Origin of the sequence: Aurantiacibacter zhengii, assembly GCF_003584125.1 — a bacterium.
Classification (GTDB): Bacteria; Pseudomonadota; Alphaproteobacteria; order Sphingomonadales; family Sphingomonadaceae; genus Alteraurantiacibacter; species Alteraurantiacibacter zhengii.
Map to the genome: position 1 here is coordinate 128,410 of NZ_QXFL01000001.1, position 19,958 is coordinate 148,367.

Genomic DNA, 19,958 nt, shown 5'->3' on the forward strand with positions numbered 1-19,958 from the left:
GCATCCTGATGGTTAACGGGCCGATTGCCGGCCTTAAGATGTCAAAAATCCCGACGTTTCACGGAAAATTTGTGCTTTGCGGATAGAGCGATGCCCATGCTCGGTTATCGCGCCATCTTCGCCATGTCTCTTGCGGCCAGCCTTGCCGCGTGTTCGCTGCTGCCCAGCGATCCGACGGACGAGGCGCAGGCCGCGTTCGACGCGCAGGACTACCTGACAGCGCGAGACCATGTGCAAACCGCCTTGGCGCACGATGCCGCTGACACCCGCGCGCTGGAACTGCTGGCGCGCACCCTGCTGGCAATGGGGCAGGGCGGAGATGCCCTCGTTACCCTTGATCGGCTTGGGCAGAGCGGCACGCCACCTGCCGATGCCAACCTGCTCGCCGCGGAAGGGAAACTACAGACCGGCGACCCCGTTGCCGCGATGGAACTGATCGGTGACGATCCCACTGCCGAGGCCTGGCGCCTGCGCGCGCTGGTGGCCATTGCTCAGGGCGAGGCGGAGCGTGCGGAGCAGGCCTATGCCCGCGGTCGCCGCGCCGAGGGGCCGAGGGGCAAGCTGTTCGCATCGGAAGCGACGTTCCACCTGGGTCGCGGCGACCTTGGTGCAGCAGAGCAGGCCGTCGCACTGGCGCAGGACGTGGCGCCCGACCGTGTGGAAACGCTGTTTGTATCTGCGCGCCTGGCAGAGGCGCAGGGCAACCCGGTCCTGGCGCTGTCGAACTACCTCCGGATTGTCGAAATCGTGCCGATGGACCGGCCGGCGCTGCTCGCTGCCATTGCGACCTCGGAACAGGCCGAACTGCCGCGCATCACCCGCCACCTGATCGCCTACGGGGCGGCGACGCGCCCCCTCGATACGGAATTTGTCTACCAGCAGGCGAGGGTCGACGCGTGGGACGGCAATTGGCAAACGGTGCGCGAACGCCTGCAGGCGCATGAAACGGAACTCGCCGAACACGATCCGGCCCGCCTGCTTTATGCAGAGGCACTCCTGCAACTGGGTCAGGTTGAGACTGCGCGGGCGATTGCCGCACCCATCGTGGCGCGGCGCGCGGACGATCCGGCCGCCGTTCGGTTGCAGGCTGCCATCGAGGCTGCCAGCTAGTCCTGCATTCTCAGCGCGTATTCGCTCATAAAGCGCGGGTCGTCGCCCGCGGCGAGCCAGTCCGCGCAGCCACCGATGGCGCCCAGCATCTGCACGAGGTCATCCATTTCCGCCTTGGCGAAATTGCCCAGCACATGGCCATGCACCCGGTCCTTGTGACCGGGATGGCCGATGCCGATCCGCACTCTGCGAAAATCGGGGCCAAGGTGCTGGTCGATGGATCGCAGCCCGTTGTGCCCGGCATGGCCGCCGCCCTGCTTCACCTTCACCTTGAACGGTGCGAGGTCCAGCTCGTCATGGAACACCGTTAGGGCTTCGACAGGCAGCTTGTAGAAGCGCATGGCTTCGCCCACGCTGCGGCCGCTTTCGTTCATGTAGGTTGCGGGTTTCAGGAGCAGAACCTTCTCGGTCCCGATCCGGCCTTCCTGCAGCCAGCCCTGGAACTTCTTCTGTATCGGACCGAAGTCGTACATGTCGGCCAGCACATCGCAGGCCATGAAGCCGACATTATGCCGCTGAAGCGCGTGTTTGGGGCCGGGATTGCCCAGGCCTACCCACAGTTGCATGGGGTCTTTCTCCCCTTAACGCTGGCCCTGTTGCGGCACGCCAAGCTGCGGCGTCTGCTGCGTGGCATTGGCCTGCACATTGGTATTGCCCAGCACTTCCATCACCGAGAGGTAGAAATTCGCGCAGGTGTTGGCGAAGTTATCCAGCTGCTGCCGGTTGGAATTGGCGATCAGGGTGGAAGCCTCGCGGAACTGGCCCACTGCCTCGGCCGAGGAATAGTGGCTCAATCGGCCGGCGTAGAAGGCCGAGATGATGGTGAGGTTGTTCAGGATGTCCACCCGCTGTTCGGGCGGCATCGAGGCCGTGTTCAGCAATTGCGTACGCCGCTGCTGCATCAGCACGAAGCACTGGAAATCCTGCGGATTGGCAGGAAGGGTGCCTTGCTGCGCCAGGGCGGGGGTAGGAGCGGGGACTGGCGAAAGCGCCAGTCCCACACCCAGTGCAAGGGTAGTAGCGAGTGCGCGTAAGCGCATCATTCGCTCTTTTCTTCCTGCTCTTCTTCAGCGTCCGCATCCGGACCCTGCTCGGTGGCGGCAACGCCATCTGCAGGCACGTCTTCTTCCTCTTCACCCTCTTCGCCTTCGGAGCGCTTGAGAGCCGAGGGAGCCACGACAGTGGCAATGGTGAAGTCGCGGTCGGTGATCGCGCTTTCCGAACCTTCGGGCAGCGTCAGTGCAGAAATGTGCACGGAATCGCCGACTTCGAGGCCGGCCACGTCGATTTCGATCTCGCTGGGGATCTTGTCCGCTTCGCAGACCAGTTCCAGTTCATGACGAACCACGTTCAGAACGCCGCCCTTCTTGAGGCCGGGGCTGGCTTCTTCGTTGGTGAAGACGACCGGTACGTTCACGTCGATCTTGGCACCCTTGGCAAGGCGCAGGAAATCGACATGGATCGGGCGATCGGTAACGGGGTGCAAGGCCACATCCTTGGGCAGGGTGTTGGTCTTCTTGCCGTCAACGGTGACTTCGACGATGGAGTTCATGAAGTGACCGGTCATCAACAGCTTGACCAGCACCTTTTCTTCCACGTGGATAGTCGTGGGTTCTTCCTTGCCGCCATAAATAACGGCGGGTACGCGGCCATCGCGACGCAGCGCACGGGAGGCTCCCTTGCCAGCCCGTTCACGCATCTCGGCCGGCAGAGTCAGAGCGTCGCTCATAAGTATTGCCTTTCGATTGCATATATATCTGCTGCCACGCCTCCAGGGATGACATCGGCAGCAGGCCGCGCGTCTAGCAGGAAACGCTGCGAAAGCAACTACTGGATACGGCGCGTTGCATATCCGCGCTGCTCCAGCAGGGCCACGACGCCTGCATCGCCGATCACGTGACCGGCACCCACCGCGACGAACGGCTTTCGCCCGGTATCGATCAACTCGGCGATGCGCGGAACCCAGCGACCGTTTCTTTCGGTCAGCAAAACGCGCCTGAGTTCGGGCGAGAATTCGAGCGAATTGTTCACGTGATCCGCCAGCGCATCCTCATCGCCGGTCAACCAGGCGAGCAGCATTTCCTGGTCCGAATTTGCCTGGTGCGAACGTGCGACACCGTAAAGCAGATCGCTTTGGGCAGCGACCGAAAGCTTGTCGAACATGCCAAGCTGGAAGCCAAAGCTTTCTAGGCCGATCACGTCCTTGGCATTGTGGATCAGCACCCGGTCGACCCCGTTGGCCGGATCACCGGTCCGCACCTCTCCGGAGAGCATCATCGCTGCGGCCCAGCTTTCCACCCGTCCGAAATCCGTGCCTGTCATGTCTGCTTCCTCCAAGAGGTTACGCAGGGCAGGGCGCTGCGACGGCTCGACCCGCTCAAGCAAGGGCGGCAGACCGGGCGTTTCCGAAAGGTCGGCAAACAGGCCCATGCCGGCGGGATCGTCGAGATTGGCGACCTCCACCACCAGCACGCCGGACCGTTCGAACGTCTCGTCGATCAGCGGCGTGCCCCAGTACAGGTCGTCGGGCAGCGCGTGGACCGTGCCGAAAACCCAGCCAACGTCTCCTGCAGGGGAAGTCACTTCCCAAAGCGGCGGAGAAGCCTCGGGCCAGTCGCTTTCCGGCACGAAAGGTTCGCCGCAGCCCGAAAGCCACAGCGACCCCGCGATCACGAAGGACTTGAGCAGGCTTGCGATCAATTGCCGATACGCTCCACCGTCAGGCCGCGCTCTGCCAGCAGGCTCTGCACGCTGCCTTCGCCGGCAAGGTGCCCGGCACCCACGGCGACGAAGACCGTGCCCGGTGTATCGAGGCGGGTTTCGAGCCAGTCGACCCAGTTGCGATTGCGGTTCACCAGCAGGCGCTCGCGCAGTTCGGGATCGTCCATCTCGGCGTTCATGATCTCGCCCAGCGCGTCGGCATCGCCTTCCAGCCATTCGGCCTTCATCAGGTCAAGCGAAGACACCACGCGATCAAGGTTCTCTACCGTGGCATCGAGCAATTCGAGCTGGGCGTCCATCGGCAGGGTGTCGAACAGGGCGACCTGCTCTTCCATCGTTTCCAGCGCGCCGCGCTGCTTGTTCTCGCCGCGCTGGCGCAGCACCATTTCGACACCGGAGTTCGGCTGCCAGCCTGCTTGCAGCAAAGGCAGCATCGAAAGGTTGAGCGTCGCGGCCCAGGGCTCGACCGGGTCGAGCGCGCCGGCGGGCAGGCCAAGGCCTTCCATCGCAGCCTCGTATTCGGCGCGGTTTTCGTCGGTCATCAGGCTGCGCAGCGTCTGGCCTTCGGGAAGCATGGCGAGGCCGGCCATGGCCTGTGCGGCGCCTTCCATATCGTCCATCGCGATTTCGAAAACGAGTTCTTCTGAGGAATCGAAGGCGCTGGCGATACGCTCGTCATACCAGGTCTCGCCTTCGGGCAGCACGTGGATGGTGCCGAACAGGTAAATCGTCGTGTCCTCGTCGGACAGGCTCCACAGGGCAGGGCCGCTGGTTTCGGCGTGATCGTCTGCCATTGCGGGCGATGCGAATGCGCCAAGCGAGAGGGCAATGGCAGAGGCGGTGAGAGTCAGTTTGCGAAACATAATTCGGCTCCTTGGGGGTTGGTCATTGATTGGAAGGAAGGAAAGGTCAGCGCAAGCCCAGCTTGCGGGCGATGTAGACGACTGCGCCGATACCCAGAGTGGCAAGATAGATCGCCACGTGATTGATTTCCGGCGCGAGGCCGAGGTCGTGGAACAGCCACCAGCTGGGGAAGGCAACGATGTAGAAATACAGGCCGAACAGGCAGCACCAGAGGTTGTCGAGCATGTCCAGTTCGTCGACCCGGCGGAAATATTCCCAGCTAAACCAGGCGAAACTCATGACGGCTACGACCCAGGTTGCGAACAGAGCCCATGCGGGCAGGGTTCCGTCCGCGTAAAGACCACCTGCATATCCGGCGACCAGGCCCACGCCAGCGGCAATCCCTGTGCCAATCGCGCAGAAACGCCAGAGACTGTTGCGGCGGGATTTGAGCCGGGCCTCGCCCGAGAAGGTATCAGTCTTGTCCGTCATCGAAGATCTCCTCGATAGGCATGTCAAACAGGCGCGCGATGCGAAATGCGAGCGGCAGCGAGGGGTCGTGCTTGCCGGTCTCGATGGCGTTCACGGCCTGGCGCGATACCTCGAGCCTCCCTGCCAGTTCCGCCTGGCTCCAGTCGCGTTCGGCGCGCAAGACCTTGAGGCGGTTGTTCATCGACTGTCCTTCCAGCGCAGGAACTGGAAAATGAAGACGAACAGGAGGCAGAAGTACTCGTATGCCTCCCACATCGCTTTCCACACGGTAATTTCTTCCATGAAAAGGTTGAAGGGGTAGGGCGCTTCCGGTGCCGAGGTTATCGCGTAAACCACGACCGCTGCGGCAAAGATCACAAACGGTACGGCCACCGCAACGTAGATCATCACGTCCGTAGTGCGATGGAACAACTGCTCGGCATATTCGTCGCGCATGAAACGCGCCACAACCAGGACCGGAGCGACGAAGGACGCCAGGAATATCCCGATATAGCCGAGGGCAAGGTACCAAGCGGGATAGCTCCCGTCGGCATAGACAAGGGGGGCAACGCTCAGCGCGGCATCGGCTATGAGGACGACACCTGCCAGCAGGCAAAGGTTCATCAGCCGGTAGTACCAGCGATACAATCCGCGATCGGTCTTGGTCGCTTGCATCACAGGGCTCCTGTCAGGCGTTTTGTGTTGAATACCAGGTAGAAGGCCAGGATGGCAGCGATGCTGCCCCCCTCCGCCGGAAAGTTCATTCCGGCCTCGTTGCCTGTCAGTCCGTCATAGAACCCCTCGAAGAAAGGCGCGATCAGCATCCATGCCACGATCACTGCAAACGCGGCGTTCGCGCCAGCGCCCCACAGCCCCAGCGTATATTCGTCGCTCTTGCGGGTCGCAAACATCACCGACAGGCTGACGATCAGTGCCAGCACGAACGGGGCGGCCGTGTAGGGCGGCGCGTCCATTATCCGTGCCGGAACGACAGCCATTATCGCCAACAGGCCGATAATGCCCATTAACAGGTTGAGCGGCGCACGGTTTTTGCGTGGCTTTGCTGACGTCATGTTTGAGCAGGTCCTGTGCAGAGAGGAATATATCGGGGTCGGCGGGCTGGTGCCGACCCCGAACCCGGTTGGCTTCACGCGCCGGGATTGGCTTCGATAGCGGCAAGGGAGGGGCCGCGCGCTTCGGCGATGGCGAGTTCGACCTGCGGGGCCAGCAGATCGGTCATGCTTTCCTGGCAGGCGCGCTGGGTCTTGCGCGAATGGGAGTCCATCCCGTTGACGCGGCAGGCGCGGCGGATGGCGTATTCGACACGGTCGTCCAGACGATCCCGGTCTTCCGCACGGGTAAGGTCGAGTCCGTCGAGACGGATTTCGACGGTAACATCGTTCTGCTCCGGCTGCGCAGCCGCAGGAACGGCGAGGGTGATAGCGGAAAGGGCGAACAGGGTGGTGGTGGCGATCTTGAACATCTCAGGTCTCCAGCTTGGATATTGGGTCCAGTGGTTAGGTCAACCTTCCGTTATGTCAGGTTGTCCTGACTTTATGTCGCGATTCGCTGACTATGTCAACAAGACCTGACAAAAAGACACGCAGGCATGACCATAGGTTCAGCAAACTGCTGATATGCAAGCATAACCATCCCAGAGATCAGTTGATGCGACGGGCCCGCAAACCACGGCCCTCGAGGTATGCGAGGACCGACTCGGGTCCCTCGAAGTGTCCTGCGCCCACCGCCAGCAGTACCGTACCAGGTTGCTCCAGCCGGTTTTCCAGCCAAGCGGCCCACTGGGCGTTGCGCCGGTCGAGCAAAACCTCGTTGAAGGCATCGCCGATCTTGCCACCGCCAAAGCCCAAGTCGAATTCCTCGGCAACCTCGCCGCGCGCCCAGGCGTGCTCCATCGCCCAGTAGTCGTTGCCGACCAGAGCCTGCGTTTCGGCGCTGTAGAGCCCGTCCAGCGTCTTGCCGCCCCATTGCCGAAGCTGCACGTCCAGCTCGCTCACCACGGCCTCGTCATCGGTGCGGAAAAGCGAGTACATCACGCGTCCGAAATCCTCGATCGACTCGATCGGCTTGCCACGCTCGGTAAACTCCCGCTGAAGCACGGTTTCCACTCCATGATCGTAGCTTGACGGATCACCCGCCAGCCCGGCCTGCCCGAAACCCAAAAGCGCCACCATGACCGGAACGTTGTCGACATACTCGAACGGAAGCCCGCTCATCGCGACGAGCTGGCGCCAGCGGGGGCGCGACTGGGGGGATAGCTGGGCGGAGGTGGGTTGCCGGTTCGCCAGCACCCGCACGATCTTGGGGCTGATCGATTCCACCGCCCCTTCGCTGTCGGCATCGCTGGTCTCCACCACCAGCACGTCCGCCTCCTCGATGATGGTGTCGAGCTGCGGATTGCGCCAGCGAAACCCCTCGGGCAGCAGGTGGATCGTGCCCAGCATGTAGATTGTCGTATCCTCGTCCGACAGTTCCCACATGGCGGGCGCGGGATCGTAATCCTGGGTGAAGGCATAGCGGCCATCCTCCTGCGCCAGCAGCGGTAGGGGGAGGGTGGCGGCCAGCGTGGCAGCCACAGCGCCCAAGGCCTTGAGAACACGGCTCGTCATGGCGGCAACACACACCTGCATCACCCCTCGTGTCAAGCACGCTTCGCGCCTGCGGCATTGACGGCTTGCAGGGCTTGAGCCATTGCGCCGCACCTATGGACAACAATCCGGCAAGAGACCCCAAGGCCAGCTTCCAGGACATGATCCTGGCCCTGCACGATTTCTGGAGCGCGCAGGGCTGCCTGATCCTGCAACCCTACGACATGCGCATGGGCGCAGGCACCTTCCACACCGCCACCACGCTGCGCGCGCTGGGGCCGGAGCCGTGGAACGCCGCCTTCGTGCAGCCGTGCCGCCGCCCGACCGATGGTCGCTATGGCGAGAACCCGAACCGGTTGCAGCACTACTACCAGTACCAGGTCATCCTGAAGCCGAGCCCGGCAAACATTCAGGACCTGTACCTCGAAAGCCTGCGCGTCATCGGCATCGACCCGCTGAAGCATGATATCCGCTTCGTGGAGGACGACTGGGAAAGCCCGACGCTGGGTGCATGGGGCCTTGGCTGGGAAGTGTGGTGCGACGGGATGGAAGTCACCCAGTTCACCTATTTCCAGCAGATGGGCGGTTTCGACTGCAAGCCGGTTGCGGGTGAATTGACCTACGGCCTCGAGCGCCTCGCCATGTACATCCAAGGCGTGGACAACGTGTACGATCTCGACTTCAACGGTCGCGGAGTTTCGTATGGCGAAGTCTTCCTCGAGAACGAGAAGCAGATGTCGAAGTGGAACTTCGAGGTTGCCGAGACCGATCCCCTGTTCGACCTGTTCAACAAGGCGGAGGCGGAGTGCAGGAACGCGCTCGACGCCGACGTTCCCATCGCCGCCTACGAACAGGCGGTGGAGGCCAGCCACCTGTTCAACCTGCTGCAAGCGCGCGGCGTGATCAGCGTGCAGGAACGCGCCAGCTACATGGCCCGCGTGCGCGACCTGGCGCGCGGTTCCTGTGAGAAATACGCGGAGAAAATGGCGCCTGCCTGGAAAGAGAAATATCCGGAGTGGTCGCTATGAGTGATTTCCTCCTCGAACTGCGCTCCGAGGAAATTCCTGCCCGGATGCAGGCTGGCGCGCGCGCGGAACTGGAAAAGCTGTTCCGCCGCGAGATGGAGGCCGCTGGCGTCGACTTCGGCGATATCACCATCTGGTCCACCCCGCGCCGCCTTGCCCTGATCACACGCGGCCTTCCCGATGCGACGCAGCCGGTCAGCAGCGAAGAGAAGGGCCCGCCCGTTGGCGCGCCCGATCAGGCTGTCGACGGGTTCTGCCGCAAGCAGGGCGTTTCACGCGACGACCTCGAAGTGCGCGATGTGAAGGGCCGCGAAACCTATTTCGCAGTGAAGAACATTCCCGGACGCGCCACGAAGGACCTGCTGGCCGAGGCGATCCCCGCAATCATCCGCGATTTCTCCTGGCCCAAGTCCATGCGCTGGGGCGAGGCATCGCTTTCGACCGAATCCTTGCGCTGGGTGCGCCCGCTGTCGGGCATCGTTGCGCTGCTGGGCGAGGAACTGGTCGAATGCGAAGTGCACGGCGTCACCTCAGGGTGGGTCACGCTGGGCCACCGCTTCCACCACTCTGGTGACATCACCATCGGCAGCGCCGACGACTACGCCGAGAAACTGCGCGCCTGCCACGTGATCGTGGACCACGAAGAGCGGCAGGACATCGTGCGTTCTGCCGCGGCCAAGGTTGCCGCCGATGCTGGCCTCAAGCTTGTCGAGGACGAGGGGCTGGTGATCGAGAACGCTGGCCTGACCGAATGGCCGGTGCCGCTGCTGGGCCGCTTCGACGAAGACTTCCTCGACGTGCCGCCCGAGGTCATCCAGCTCACCGCGCGGGTGAACCAAAAATATTTCGTATGCGAGGATAGCGCGGGCAAGCTGGCCAACGCCTTCGTCTGCACCGCCAATATCGAAGCGGCAGACGGCGGCGCGGCCATCGTCGACGGCAACCGCAAAGTGCTGGCTGCAAGGCTGAGCGACGCCCGCTTCTTCTGGGAGCTGGACCAGAAAACCCCGCTTCGCGAACATGCGAAGAAGCTGGAACGGATTACCTTCCACGAGAAGCTGGGCACCGTCGCCGACAAGGTGGACCGGGTGGCGAAGCTGGCCGCATGGCTCACTTCAGACGCTCGCGCTCCGAACGGCGATCACAATATGGCGCGGCAGGCGGCTGAACTGTCTAAATCCGATCTCGTCACGGAAATGGTCGGCGAATTCCCGGAATTGCAGGGCCTGATGGGCGGCTATTATGCCGAGAAGGAAGGGCTGCCGCAGGAAGTGGCCGATGCCATCCGAGACCATTACAAGCCTGTGGGGCAGGACGACGAAGTGCCGACGGCACCCCTGACCGTCGCCGTCAGCCTTGCCGACAAGCTGGATAACCTTTTCAGTTTCTTCAACATCGATATCCTGCCCACCGGATCGAAAGATCCCTTTGCCCTGCGCCGTGCGGCATTGGGCTATCTTCGACTGGTGCAGGCGAACGGATTGGAACTATCGCTGGAACAAGCGGCACAGGCGTGGGGCGGTTTGGGGCAGGCCAAACTCGGCACGCGGGTTGCCGAATTCCTGTCTGACCGTCTTGCCGTGCAGATGCGCGAGGAAGGTGTCCGCCACGACTACATCGCCGCATCAAGAGAGTGGCAGGGGCATACCGATGCGAGGACCGACAGGATCGAAGCGCGCGCTCGAGCTCTTGCCGAATTTTTGAGTACGGACAACGGCACCAACCTGCTCGCCGGATACAAGCGCGCCGCCAACATCCTCAAAAAGGAAGACTGGCGCGGCATCGAGGGCGAGATTGCCCGCACCGGTGAGGAAGACCCGCTGGCCTTGGTCGACGATCCCGACATGAAGGCCGTGATCGACGCCAAGATGAGCGAGCGTCACGCGCGCGAACTGTCCTACACGCCCGAACCTGCCGAGAAGGCCCTGATCGAGGCGCTGGATGCGGCGGAACCGCGGGCGAGCCAAGCCATTGAAAAGGAAGATTTCGCAACAGCGATGTCTGCGCTTGCCAGCCTTCGCGCACCGATCGACGCCTTTTTTGAAGAGGTTACGGTGAATGACCCCGACGAGGACAAGCGTGCATCGCGTCTCGACTTGCTTGCACGTTTCCGTGCTGCAGTGCACAACGTCGCCGATTTCTCGAAGATCGAGGGGTAGGGCAAAGGTCACATGTCCTGCGCCGGATTTGAGGGAATAACGCGTAATAACAGATGTTTGGGGCGAAAGCGGGCTTTTGCAAATGCACCGTTTCACCGTTCCAGGTCAAAGGTGAGGTAATGACGCAAACGGTCTACACATTCGGCGGCGATGCTCCGCACAACGATCCCCGCCAGCGCGACAAGACCGTTACCGGCGGCAAGGGCGCCAACCTTGCCGAGATGGCCAGCATCGGGCTGCCGGTCCCTCCCGGCTTCACCATCACCACCGAGGAATCGGTGCGCTATCTGGAACACGGCGCCGCGTTCTCCGACGAACTGCGCGCCCACGTTGCCGATGCCCTGGCGCATATCGAACGCGCCGTGGGCAAGTCGTTCGGCGATGCGGCGGATCCCATGCTGGTGTCGGTCCGCTCGGGCGCGGCGGTATCCATGCCCGGCATGATGGACACCGTGCTGAACCTGGGCCTGAATGACGAGACGGTAGAGGGGCTGGCCAGGGTCAGCGGCGACGATCGCTTCGCCTGGGACAGCTATCGCCGCTTCGTGCAGATGTACTCCGACGTCGTCCTCGGCTTGGATCATGGCCTGTTCGAGGAAGCGGTGGAGATCGCCAAGGAAGACAACGGCTATTTCACCGACACCGAGATAACGGCCGAGAACTGGCGCGCCATCGTCGACGAATTCAAGCAGATCGTGAAGGCGGAGCGGGGCGGCGAACCCTTCCCGCAGGATGTTCACGAGCAGCTATGGGGCGCGATCGGCGCCGTATTCGCCAGCTGGGACACCGAGCGCGCGAAAATCTACCGCCGCCTCAATTCCATCCCGCACGACATGGGCACTGCGGTGAACGTGCAGGCCATGGTGTTCGGCAACATGGGCGATACCAGCGCCACCGGCGTTGCCTTCACCCGCGATCCGTCCACCGGCGAACGATCCTACTACGGCGAATGGCTGGTCAACGCCCAGGGTGAGGACGTGGTGGCGGGCATTCGCACGCCGCAATACTTGACGAAGGCGCGGCGCGAAGCGGCAGGGGCGGAAAAGCCGAGCATGGAAGAAGCCATGCCCGCTGCCTACGAGGAACTGGCGCGCGTCTTCGACCTGCTGGAAAAGCATTACAAGGACATGCAGGACATCGAGTTCACCGTGCAGGAGGGCAAGCTGTGGATGCTGCAGACCCGCACCGGCAAGCGTACCGCCAAGGCGGCGCTGAAGATGGCGGTGGACATGGTAGACGAGGGCCTGATCGACGAGAAGACCGCGATCCTGCGCGTCGACCCCATGGCGCTCGACCAGCTTTTGCACCCCACGCTAGACCCCGACGCCCCGCGTGACGAACTCGCTAGCGGACTCCCGGCATCGCCCGGCGCTGCATCGGGCAAGATCGTCCTGGACGCCGATACCGCCGAACTGTGGGCGAACCGCGAGGAAGATGTCGTCCTTGTGCGGGTGGAAACCTCGCCCGAGGACATCCACGGCATGCACGCTGCCCGCGGCATCCTGACCGCGCGCGGCGGCATGACGAGCCACGCAGCCGTGGTGGCGCGCGGCATGGGCCGCCCCTGCGTCTCCGGCGCTTCGGCCGTGTCGATCAACCTGAAAGAGCGCACGCTGCGCATCGGCAAGCGCGAGTTGAAGGAAGGCGACGTCATCACGCTGGACGGCGCAACAGGACAGATCATGGCGGGCCGCGTGCCCACGATAGAGCCCGAACTGGCGGGCGATTTCGGGGTCCTGATGGAATGGGCGGACAAACATCGCCGCATGGGCGTGCGCACCAACGCCGAGACACCGGAGGACTGCAAGACCGCGCGCGGCTTTGGCGCGGAAGGTATCGGCCTGTGCCGCACGGAGCACATGTTCTTCGATGCGGGCCGTATTCTGGCCGTGCGCCAGATGATCCTGGCCGATGACGAGGCGGGCCGACGCAAGGCGCTGGAAAAGCTGCTGCCGGAACAACGCAGCGACTTTGCGGAGATCTTCCGCACGATGCACGGTCTTCCCTGCACGATCCGCCTGCTCGATCCGCCGTTGCACGAATTCATGCCCTCGCGCGACGAGGAGTTCGAGGAGCTTTCGGCCAGCCTCGATGTGGATGTCGAGCACCTAAAGCGGCGTGCCGGGGAACTGCACGAGTTCAACCCCATGCTGGGCCACCGTGGCTGCCGCCTGGGGATCACGTTCCCCGAAATCTACGAGATGCAGGCCCGCGCCATCTTCGAGGCAGCCTGCGAAGTCACGGCGGAAGGTGGCGACCCCGTCGTACCAGAAGTCATGATTCCTCTGGTCGCGACGCGCAAGGAACTGCAGATCCTGCGCAAACTGGTGAACGATACGGCTGCGCAGGTCTTTGCCGAGAAGGGCGCCGAAGTCGAATACCTGGTCGGCACCATGATCGAACTGCCGCGCGCCGCTCTGATGGCAGGCGAGATTGCCGAGGAAGCGCTGTTCTTCAGCTTCGGCACCAACGACCTTACGCAGACTGCGCTGGGTGTGTCCCGCGACGATGCCGGGCGGTTCCTGTCACCCTATGTCGACAAGGGCATCTATGCCCGCGATCCCTTTGTGACGCTGGATGTCGACGGGGTAGGCCAGTTAGTGGAAATCGCCGCCGAACGGGGCAGGGCGACGCGTGCCGATCTGAAGCTGGGTATCTGCGGCGAACACGGCGGCGATCCGGAGAGCATCGCATTTTGCGAGAAAGTCGGTCTCGATTACGTATCCGCCTCCCCCTACCGTGTACCGATTGCGAGGCTTGCGGCGGCGCAGGCGGCGCTACGTTCCCGCTAGGGAGCGCCTGCCCGACAGCGTGAGGATGGCGAAGGTCTCGGTCACGCGGCCATCCTCGTCCGCCTGTTGCATGAACACCTGCCGCGCTCGTTCGTACCCCGTGCGGGTCAGCGGCGGGACGGCAGAGGCCAGGCTCCTGCCCAGGCCCTGCTGGCGCAAGTCCGCAACCAGTCGGTCGAGCGAGCGATAGCGGACCTTGAGATTGTGCGAATCGACGACCGGGTCTTTCCAGCCTGCGCGCTGCAACAGTTCGGCGCCAGCCCGCGTGTCGACGAGGGGGTGCATGCGAGCCGCTGGCCTGTCCGGCTCGGCCGCATAGATCGCCTGTCGCAACCGCGGCAGAGAACCCGCCCCCGGAAACATCGCGATAACCAGGCCACCGGGTGCCAGGGCCTGTCTTAAGTGGATCAGCGCGCCCGGCAGGTCGTTCACGGTGTCCAGCAGGCCGAGAACGGCAATGAAATCGAATCCCGAACGCGGAAAGGGCCGGGCAAGATCGATGGCGTGATCGCCTACGATGTCGGCCTGGTGGATATCGGGTGTTGCGGTCAGCACCTGTGAGGCCAGGCGATCTGTGTAATCCCCGACCACCAGCGCTTTTGCCGATTCGTGCCGCACGAAAGCGAGCCGTTCGGCGATATCATCCACCATGTCGTCCAGGATGAAGCGGGCAGGGTCCGCTTCACGGGTTTGCAGGGCCAGCATGCGTGAACGGACCGCGGCGCGGCGCGCTTCGGAGAATATCAGCGGAGGAGTTGAATTCATGTGCGCTTGCTTACCGGTCACGGCGCGGGCAGCATAGCCCGCATGTCCGTGAAAGACGCATTCGCCCCGATTGTAGACCTGATCTACCCGCCGCGATGCCCGCTTTGCGGGGAGGCAATCGCCTCGCAGAAAGGGCTCTGCGCCGCATGCTGGGCGACGCTGGAAATCCCCGATGTCGCCGGAGAGGACGGGGTCACGGCCGCCACGCTCTACAACGATACCGCCCGCCAGCTGGTGCTCAATTTCAAGCACGGCCGCAAGATCGCGCTCGCCGGAATGATGGCGCGGCAGATTGCAACGCGGCTTCCCGAACTGGGCGGGCCGTGGCTTGTCGTGCCGGTTCCGCTTCACCGGATCCGCTTGTGGCAGCGCGGGTACAACCAGTCTGCCCTTATCGCCCGGGAATTGTGCAAGCTGCGCGACGTGGACCTGCTGGTCGACGGGCTGGTCCGCCGCAAGCGCACGCCGAGCCTTGGCGGGCTTGGCCGGCAGGAGCGGGCGAAGGTGCTGACAGGAGCCATCGCGGCAAATCCCGCGCGAATCGAGCGACTCGGCGGCGCGCAGGTGCTCTTGGTAGACGACGTGCTGACGAGCGGCGCGACGAGCAATGCCTGTATCGCTGCGCTTCGGGCAGCGGGTGTGCGGCGGGTCCACGTGGCGTGTTTTTCCCGCGTAATCGAAGGGCGATAGGGCAGTGCCAAGGGGAGAAACGCAAAACGCCCGGGTACAGGTACCCGGGCGTTCGCGTGACGATATCGCTGAAACAGTCGCGCATACCCCCCAGCAAGCGCGCCAGTTTCAAACCCTCATGAACCCGGTGCCCCTGTTCGTTCAGTGTAGCGCCGAGACCCCCCATTCCCTGGCCGGAATGGCAGGCGGCCCGTCAAGCCGCGCAGCATTCATCTCAAAGAAAGGTTCCCGAGCAAACAGCGATGTCAGCACTTGTTAGTTTTTACCGAGGGCCTGTGTTTATCTTGCAACAAATGAGTACAGAGAGTGCAACCTACTGTGCGATTGCGAAAGGATGAGAGCGATTTCCGATAACGATACAGAGCGGGAGACAGGCCGTTCGTTCATGCCCAAGTTCGATGCGGCCGGACTGCTGAGCGCGGTTGTCCAGCATGTCGATACCGGCGAAATCCTGATGCTGGCTTTCATGGACAGCGAAGCCTTGGCAGCAACGCGGAAAACCGGCATCGCCCATTTCTACTCGCGCAGCAGGGGCAAGCTCTGGATGAAGGGCGAAACCTCCGGCAACACCTTGCAGGTCGAAACAATCCTGGTCGACTGCGATCAGGATGCGGTCATATTGAAGGCGCGCCCTGCCGGCCCCGCGTGCCATACGGGGGCGCGCAGTTGTTTCTACCGCAAGCTGACGGGAGACCGGCTCGAACGCATAGACGGCGAGGATTGAGGCTACGCGCCCTACGGGCCTCGCTCCGCCACAAAGGGGTCGCGGCCGCTACGAATATCGAAGGCTAACACCATGCGGTGCGCTATTTTGCGCGAACCTATTCGTCCGGCCAGAAGCCAGACACGGAGAAGTACCGCTCACCAGTGTCGTAGTTAAACCCAAGCACGCGGGTTCCGGCATCGAGTTCGGCAAGCTTGCTGTCTATGGCGGCGAGCGTCGCGCCCGAGCTAATGCCCACCAGCAGGCCTTCTTCACGGGCGCAGCGGCGCGCCATTTCCTTCGCCTTTTCCGCATCCACCTTGATCGCGCCGTCGATCGCGTTGGTGTGCAGGTTGCCGGGAATGAACCCCGCGCCGATCCCCTGGATCGGATGCGGGCCGGGCTGGCCGCCCGAAATTACCGGAGACTGTTCGGGCTCCACCGCATAGGCCTTTAGCGACGGCCATTCTTTCTTCAGCGCTTCCGCGCAGCCGGTAAGATGGCCGCCGGTCCCTACGCCCGTGATCATGTAGTCGGGCGGGGCATCCCTGAAATCGGCAAGGATTTCGGCAGCGGTGGTGCGGGCATGAACCTCGACATTGGCGGGGTTTTCGAACTGCTGCGGCATCCAGGCATTGTCGGTCTGGCCGACGAGTTCGGCAGCGCGTTCCAGCGCGCCCTTCATGCCCTTTTCCTTGGGCGTCAGGTCAAAGCTGGCACCATAGGCGAGCATCAGACGGCGGCGCTCGATGCTCATGCTCTCGGGCATGACCAGCACAAGCTTGTAGCCCTTGACCGCTGCCACCATGGCCAGACCGACCCCGGTGTTGCCGCTGGTGGGCTCTATGATCGTGCCGCCCGGTTTCAGTGCGCCGCTTTTCTCGGCATCTTCCACCATGGCGAGCGCGATGCGATCCTTGATCGAGCCGCCGGGGTTGGCGCGCTCGCTCTTCACCCAGACCTCGTGATCGGGAAACAGGCGCGAAAGGCGAATGTGCGGCGTGTTGCCGATGGATTGCAGGACGTTGTCGAATTTCATGGGTCAAGCTCCCTTCCTGGCCGGATCGGACGCAGTATTGCCGTCCGAATCCTCATCTGTCTCTAACAATTCCTCAGGCGGCTCGAAGGTCCGGGTCGTTCGCAAAACCGGGAACAGCACCGCCCACAGTCCCACCGTCACGATGGCGCCTACGCCGCCAAGGGCCACAGCCGCTACCGGCCCGATCAGGAACGCGAGACTGCCGGAAAAGAAGTCGCCGAATTCGTTGGAGGCGCTGATCGTCAGCTGCGAAACGGCGGACACCCGGCCGCGCTTCTCATCCGGCGTGTGCAACTGGATTAGCGACTGCCGGATGTAGACGCTGAACATGTCGGCGCTGCCGACGATGAACAGCATCGCCAGGCTCAGCACCATCGAGGTGGAGAAGGCAAACACGATTGTCGCCGCCCCGAAAGCGGCAACGGAAAGCAGCATAAGCGGGCCGACATGGTTTTTCAGCGGACGGAAGGAGAACCACAGCGCGGTGAGCGCAGCCCCGATCGCCGGGGCCATGGCGAGCTGCGAGAGACCCGTCGCACCCACTTGCAGGATGTCGCGCGCGTAAACCGGGAACAGCGCGGTCGCGCCTGCAAGGAATACTGCGAAAAGGTCCAGTGTAATCGAACCCAGCACCATCTTGTTGCGCCAGACATAGACCATGCCCTCGCGGATTTGCTGGATGGGGTGCGCCGGCGCACGCGGCTTTTGCCTGGGCAGGTCACGAATGAAAGCGAGGCACACCGCTGCGACCAGAAAGAGGACCCCGCCCACCGCATAGGGCAGGGCAGGCACAATTTCGTAAAGCACACCGCCCACCGCCGGGCCGACGATCATGCCCACCTGCCACGAGATGGACGAGAGCGCGATGGCGCTGGGCAGGATTTCCTTCGGCACGAGGTTGGGGGCAAGCGCGGAAAGAGCCGGTCCTGCAAAGGCGCGCACCACGCCCAGTACCACGGCGACCACGTAAAGCACCCAAAGGCTTATCGTGTCCTGCCAGGTGAACGCCGCCAGCACTCCTGCGCAGACCAGTTGCAACAGCGCAGTCAGCTGGCCCAGCAGGCGCCTGTCGAACCGGTCAGCGGCGAGACCCGTGAACGGCGTCAGCAGGAACAGCGGCACGAACTGAAGCAGCCCGATCAGCGCCAACTGGCCCGAAGCCTCGCCCACGCTCATCCCGCCATCGCGAGCGAGGTTGTAGGTCTGCCAACCGATGATCAGCATCATCGCGTATTGCGCCAGCGTGGTCGCCAGACGGGCGAACCAGAACGCGCGGAAGTTGGCTATGCGAAAGGGTGAAGTCTGCGTGCTCACCCGCGCGCCATGGCAGCGGGAAACCGGCTTGCCAAGCTAATCGAAATTGGGCCGGTAAAAGCTCCTGCTTGCCGTGCTAGCTGCGGCGGCGAAGCGCCGGGTTCGGCTGCATTTCCGCGATCATCGCCTCGAAAGCATCGAAACGGATGATACGCTCGAACTGGAAACCGGCGCGGTCGTCGGTCACCCAGATGCAATAGGCCTCGATCCTGCCAACGCCGGGAAGGCGAATGATCATCCGATCGCCGCGCTGGATACCATCGACCTTGTCGATCATGAAGCCGTGGGCGGATATGTTGGAGATGTGCAGGGTCAGATCGCCGTGCTGCAAGTGCTCGGCGATGACCGAATAGTCGACCGGATGCCGCGTCGAGCGCCGCATATCGGTAACGGAAAGCTGTGCTCCGCCTGCCATTTCGCCTTGTTTCCTTTCTAGCGTGTAGACCCGCGAAAGGTAATGTCAGGAAATGATGGACGTTTGGTAAAGCTAGGAGCCTCTCAGGATCGCGTGGCGCTTTTTGCCAAGGCTGAGACGAGCCTCGGTACCTTCAGCCAATTCAATCAGATAGCCCGGATCGGAAACCGTCTCCTCCTCCAGCTTGACCGCTCCTTCGGCGATCTTGCGCTTGGCTTCCTTGTTGGATTGGGTGAACCCCAGTTCCGTCAGTGCGGCACCGATGCGGATACCTTCCGGAGGGACGGGAAGGGTAGGCAGGTCCTCTCCCTTGCCGCCACCGGCAAAGGTCTGCTCTGCCGTCGCGCGGGCCGATGCGGCAGCCTCTTCACCGCGCACCAGCTTCGTCACTTCGTCTGCCAGCACGACTTTGGCGGCGTTGATCTCGCTGCCTTCCAGCGCTTCCAGGCGGGCGATCTCGTCCAGCGGCAGGTCCGTGAACAGTTTCAGGAAACGGCCCACGTCGCGGTCGTCGGTATTGCGCCAGTATTGCCAGAAATCGTAGGCGGGCAGTTGCTCCTCGTTCAGCCATACGGCGCCGGAGGCGGTCTTGCCCATCTTGCCGCCATCGGCGGTGGTTAGCAGCGGCGTAGTGAGGCCGAACAGTTCGGTCCCGTCCATCCGGCGGCCCAGTTCCATGCCGTTCACGATGTTGCCCCACTGGTCGCTGCCGCCCATTTGCAGGCGCACGCCCATCTCCTGCGCCAGGTGGCGGAAATCATAACCCTGCAGGATCATGTAGTTGAATTCGAGGAAGGTCATTGGCTGTTCGCGATCGAGCCGCAGCTTGACCGAATCGAATGCCAGCATCCGGTTGATGGTGAAATGCGTGCCGACCTTGCGCAGCATCTCGATGTAACCGATGTCGCCCAGCCAATCGAAATTGTCGACCATCACCGCATCGGTCCGACCGTCGCCGAACGTCAGCAGCCGCTCGAACACCGTACGGATCGATGCGATGTTGCGACTGATGTCCTCTTCCGACAGCATCTTGCGGCTTTCGTCGCGGCCCGTCGGGTCGCCGATGCGCGTGGTGGCCCCGCCCATGACCACGATGGGCTTGTGCCCGGTCTGCTGGAGTCGGCGCAGCATCATGATCTGCACCAGCGATCCCACGTGTAGCGATGGCGCAGTCGCATCGAAACCGATATAACCGGGAACGGCCTGCCGCACAGCTAGGGCATCCAGTCCCACAGCGTCGGTAACCTGATGGACATAGCCCCGCTCTGAAAGCAGTTGCAGCAATTCGGAGTTGTAAGTCGTCAT

At 62.9% G+C, this 19,958-nt stretch carries 22 protein-coding genes; 6 read left to right on the top strand and 16 right to left on the bottom strand.

Annotated elements, in window-relative coordinates:
* Nucleotides 1-96: 96 nt before the first annotated feature.
* Nucleotides 97-1,110, top strand: a complete 1,014-nt coding sequence (locus D2V07_RS00600; protein ID WP_158586740.1) for a tetratricopeptide repeat protein — start codon at nucleotides 97-99, stop codon at nucleotides 1,108-1,110.
* Here D2V07_RS00600 and pth read toward each other — a convergent pair.
* From pth to D2V07_RS00655, 11 genes are all read right to left on the bottom strand, one after another.
* Nucleotides 1,107-1,676: an aminoacyl-tRNA hydrolase gene (gene pth / locus D2V07_RS00605; RefSeq protein ID WP_119584089.1), complete on the bottom strand. Its 570-nt coding sequence runs from the start codon at nucleotides 1,674-1,676 to the stop codon at nucleotides 1,107-1,109. The two genes, D2V07_RS00600 and pth, sit on opposite strands and share 4 nt — an antisense overlap.
* Before the next feature lie 15 nt (nucleotides 1,677-1,691).
* On the bottom strand, nucleotides 1,692-2,153 hold the full coding sequence (locus tag D2V07_RS00610) for a hypothetical protein (RefSeq protein WP_119584090.1): 462 nt from the start codon (nucleotides 2,151-2,153) through the stop codon (nucleotides 1,692-1,694).
* Complete coding sequence (locus tag D2V07_RS00615; RefSeq protein WP_119584091.1) at nucleotides 2,150-2,839, bottom strand: 50S ribosomal protein L25/general stress protein Ctc; 690 nt, start codon at nucleotides 2,837-2,839, stop codon at nucleotides 2,150-2,152. The genes D2V07_RS00610 and D2V07_RS00615 overlap by 4 nt, the downstream gene beginning before the upstream one ends.
* Nucleotides 2,840-2,937: 98 nt before the next feature.
* Nucleotides 2,938-3,810, bottom strand: a complete 873-nt coding sequence (locus tag D2V07_RS00620; RefSeq protein ID WP_119584092.1) for a TraB/GumN family protein — start codon at nucleotides 3,808-3,810, stop codon at nucleotides 2,938-2,940.
* Nucleotides 3,807-4,694, bottom strand: coding sequence for a TraB/GumN family protein (locus D2V07_RS00625; RefSeq protein WP_119584093.1), 888 nt, complete (start codon nucleotides 4,692-4,694; stop codon nucleotides 3,807-3,809). The genes D2V07_RS00620 and D2V07_RS00625 overlap by 4 nt, the downstream gene beginning before the upstream one ends.
* 46 nt (nucleotides 4,695-4,740) lie before the next feature.
* Nucleotides 4,741-5,166, bottom strand: a complete 426-nt coding sequence (locus D2V07_RS00630; protein ID WP_119584094.1) for a hypothetical protein — start codon at nucleotides 5,164-5,166, stop codon at nucleotides 4,741-4,743.
* Entirely contained in the window at nucleotides 5,150-5,347 is a 198-nt protein-coding gene (locus D2V07_RS00635; RefSeq protein ID WP_119584095.1) for a helix-turn-helix transcriptional regulator, read from the bottom strand. Before D2V07_RS00635 ends, D2V07_RS00630 begins: the two co-directional genes overlap by 17 nt.
* The gene (locus D2V07_RS00640; protein WP_119584096.1) at nucleotides 5,344-5,820 is read right to left on the bottom strand and encodes a hypothetical protein; all 477 of its coding nucleotides are present in this window, start codon (nucleotides 5,818-5,820) and stop codon (nucleotides 5,344-5,346) included. The genes D2V07_RS00635 and D2V07_RS00640 overlap by 4 nt, the downstream gene beginning before the upstream one ends.
* Nucleotides 5,820-6,218 (bottom strand): hypothetical protein, encoded by a 399-nt coding sequence (locus tag D2V07_RS00645; RefSeq protein ID WP_147366873.1) that lies wholly within the window; start codon nucleotides 6,216-6,218, stop codon nucleotides 5,820-5,822. Before D2V07_RS00645 ends, D2V07_RS00640 begins: the two co-directional genes overlap by 1 nt.
* Nucleotides 6,219-6,292: 74 nt before the next feature.
* Nucleotides 6,293-6,628: a UrcA family protein gene (locus tag D2V07_RS00650; RefSeq protein ID WP_119584098.1), complete on the bottom strand. Its 336-nt coding sequence runs from the start codon at nucleotides 6,626-6,628 to the stop codon at nucleotides 6,293-6,295.
* A gap of 178 nt (nucleotides 6,629-6,806) precedes the next feature.
* On the bottom strand, nucleotides 6,807-7,772 hold the full coding sequence (locus D2V07_RS00655) for a TraB/GumN family protein (protein ID WP_158586741.1): 966 nt from the start codon (nucleotides 7,770-7,772) through the stop codon (nucleotides 6,807-6,809).
* A 95-nt stretch (nucleotides 7,773-7,867) separates the two neighbouring features.
* Between D2V07_RS00655 and D2V07_RS00660 the strand changes: the two genes are divergently transcribed.
* The 3 genes from D2V07_RS00660 (at nucleotide 7,868) to ppdK (ending at nucleotide 13,727) form a co-directional block, all read left to right on the top strand.
* The gene (locus D2V07_RS00660) at nucleotides 7,868-8,779 is read left to right on the top strand and encodes a glycine--tRNA ligase subunit alpha (protein WP_119584100.1); all 912 of its coding nucleotides are present in this window, start codon (nucleotides 7,868-7,870) and stop codon (nucleotides 8,777-8,779) included.
* Entirely contained in the window at nucleotides 8,776-10,935 is a 2,160-nt protein-coding gene (glyS, locus tag D2V07_RS00665) for a glycine--tRNA ligase subunit beta (RefSeq protein WP_119584101.1), read from the top strand. Before D2V07_RS00660 ends, glyS begins: the two co-directional genes overlap by 4 nt.
* A 119-nt stretch (nucleotides 10,936-11,054) precedes the next feature.
* Nucleotides 11,055-13,727 carry a pyruvate, phosphate dikinase gene (gene ppdK / locus D2V07_RS00670; protein WP_119584102.1) on the top strand — a complete coding sequence of 891 codons (2,673 nt, stop codon included), beginning with the start codon at nucleotides 11,055-11,057 and terminating at the stop codon, nucleotides 13,725-13,727.
* Here the strand turns inward: ppdK and D2V07_RS00675 are convergent.
* On the bottom strand, nucleotides 13,713-14,492 hold the full coding sequence (locus D2V07_RS00675) for a methyltransferase domain-containing protein (protein ID WP_119584103.1): 780 nt from the start codon (nucleotides 14,490-14,492) through the stop codon (nucleotides 13,713-13,715). The two genes, ppdK and D2V07_RS00675, sit on opposite strands and share 15 nt — an antisense overlap.
* A gap of 42 nt (nucleotides 14,493-14,534) precedes the next feature.
* On the opposite strand from D2V07_RS00675, the gene D2V07_RS00680 reads away from it, so the two are divergent.
* Both D2V07_RS00680 and hisI read left to right on the top strand, forming a co-directional pair.
* On the top strand, nucleotides 14,535-15,182 hold the full coding sequence (locus tag D2V07_RS00680; protein ID WP_119584104.1) for a ComF family protein: 648 nt from the start codon (nucleotides 14,535-14,537) through the stop codon (nucleotides 15,180-15,182).
* Nucleotides 15,183-15,516: 334 nt separating this feature from the next.
* Nucleotides 15,517-15,906: a phosphoribosyl-AMP cyclohydrolase gene (gene hisI, locus D2V07_RS00685; RefSeq protein WP_119584105.1), complete on the top strand. Its 390-nt coding sequence runs from the start codon at nucleotides 15,517-15,519 to the stop codon at nucleotides 15,904-15,906.
* 97 nt (nucleotides 15,907-16,003) lie between these two features.
* Here hisI and cysK read toward each other — a convergent pair whose 3' ends face one another.
* The 4 genes from cysK to tyrS form a co-directional block, all read right to left on the bottom strand.
* Nucleotides 16,004-16,924: a cysteine synthase A gene (cysK, locus tag D2V07_RS00690; RefSeq protein WP_119584106.1), complete on the bottom strand. Its 921-nt coding sequence runs from the start codon at nucleotides 16,922-16,924 to the stop codon at nucleotides 16,004-16,006.
* Nucleotides 16,925-16,927: 3 nt separating this feature from the next.
* Nucleotides 16,928-18,238, bottom strand: a complete 1,311-nt coding sequence (locus D2V07_RS00695; protein ID WP_119584107.1) for an MFS transporter — start codon at nucleotides 18,236-18,238, stop codon at nucleotides 16,928-16,930.
* A 76-nt stretch (nucleotides 18,239-18,314) separates the two neighbouring features.
* Nucleotides 18,315-18,653, bottom strand: a complete 339-nt coding sequence (locus tag D2V07_RS00700) for a PilZ domain-containing protein (protein WP_119584108.1) — start codon at nucleotides 18,651-18,653, stop codon at nucleotides 18,315-18,317.
* A gap of 72 nt (nucleotides 18,654-18,725) precedes the next feature.
* Nucleotides 18,726-19,958, bottom strand: a complete 1,233-nt coding sequence (tyrS, locus tag D2V07_RS00705) for a tyrosine--tRNA ligase (protein ID WP_119584109.1) — start codon at nucleotides 19,956-19,958, stop codon at nucleotides 18,726-18,728.

Excerpts from the sequence above, each read along its gene's own strand:
- D2V07_RS00625 (WP_119584093.1), bottom strand. The coding sequence starts at position 4,694 with ATGTTTCGCAAACTGACTCTCACCGCCTCTGCCATTGCCCTCTCGCTT.
- D2V07_RS00675 (WP_119584103.1), bottom strand. The coding sequence starts at position 14,492 with ATGAATTCAACTCCTCCGCTGATATTCTCCGAAGCGCGCCGCGCCGCG.
- D2V07_RS00700 (WP_119584108.1), bottom strand. The coding sequence starts at position 18,653 with ATGGCAGGCGGAGCACAGCTTTCCGTTACCGATATGCGGCGCTCGACG.
- hisI (WP_119584105.1), top strand. The coding sequence starts at position 15,517 with ATGAGAGCGATTTCCGATAACGATACAGAGCGGGAGACAGGCCGTTCG.
- D2V07_RS00635 (WP_119584095.1), bottom strand. The coding sequence starts at position 5,347 with ATGAACAACCGCCTCAAGGTCTTGCGCGCCGAACGCGACTGGAGCCAG.
- glyS (WP_119584101.1), top strand. The coding sequence starts at position 8,776 with ATGAGTGATTTCCTCCTCGAACTGCGCTCCGAGGAAATTCCTGCCCGG.
- D2V07_RS00640 (WP_119584096.1), bottom strand. The coding sequence starts at position 5,820 with ATGCAAGCGACCAAGACCGATCGCGGATTGTATCGCTGGTACTACCGG.
- D2V07_RS00630 (WP_119584094.1), bottom strand. The coding sequence starts at position 5,166 with ATGACGGACAAGACTGATACCTTCTCGGGCGAGGCCCGGCTCAAATCC.
- D2V07_RS00615 (WP_119584091.1), bottom strand. The coding sequence starts at position 2,839 with ATGAGCGACGCTCTGACTCTGCCGGCCGAGATGCGTGAACGGGCTGGC.
- pth (WP_119584089.1), bottom strand. The coding sequence starts at position 1,676 with ATGCAACTGTGGGTAGGCCTGGGCAATCCCGGCCCCAAACACGCGCTT.
- D2V07_RS00645 (WP_147366873.1), bottom strand. The coding sequence starts at position 6,218 with ATGACGTCAGCAAAGCCACGCAAAAACCGTGCGCCGCTCAACCTGTTA.
- ppdK (WP_119584102.1), top strand. The coding sequence starts at position 11,055 with ATGACGCAAACGGTCTACACATTCGGCGGCGATGCTCCGCACAACGAT.
- D2V07_RS00660 (WP_119584100.1), top strand. The coding sequence starts at position 7,868 with ATGGACAACAATCCGGCAAGAGACCCCAAGGCCAGCTTCCAGGACATG.
- tyrS (WP_119584109.1), bottom strand. The coding sequence starts at position 19,958 with ATGACGACTTACAACTCCGAATTGCTGCAACTGCTTTCAGAGCGGGGC.
- D2V07_RS00600 (WP_158586740.1), top strand. The coding sequence starts at position 97 with ATGCTCGGTTATCGCGCCATCTTCGCCATGTCTCTTGCGGCCAGCCTT.
- D2V07_RS00610 (WP_119584090.1), bottom strand. The coding sequence starts at position 2,153 with ATGATGCGCTTACGCGCACTCGCTACTACCCTTGCACTGGGTGTGGGA.
- D2V07_RS00680 (WP_119584104.1), top strand. The coding sequence starts at position 14,535 with ATGTCCGTGAAAGACGCATTCGCCCCGATTGTAGACCTGATCTACCCG.
- D2V07_RS00650 (WP_119584098.1), bottom strand. The coding sequence starts at position 6,628 with ATGTTCAAGATCGCCACCACCACCCTGTTCGCCCTTTCCGCTATCACC.
- D2V07_RS00655 (WP_158586741.1), bottom strand. The coding sequence starts at position 7,772 with ATGACGAGCCGTGTTCTCAAGGCCTTGGGCGCTGTGGCTGCCACGCTG.
- cysK (WP_119584106.1), bottom strand. The coding sequence starts at position 16,924 with ATGAAATTCGACAACGTCCTGCAATCCATCGGCAACACGCCGCACATT.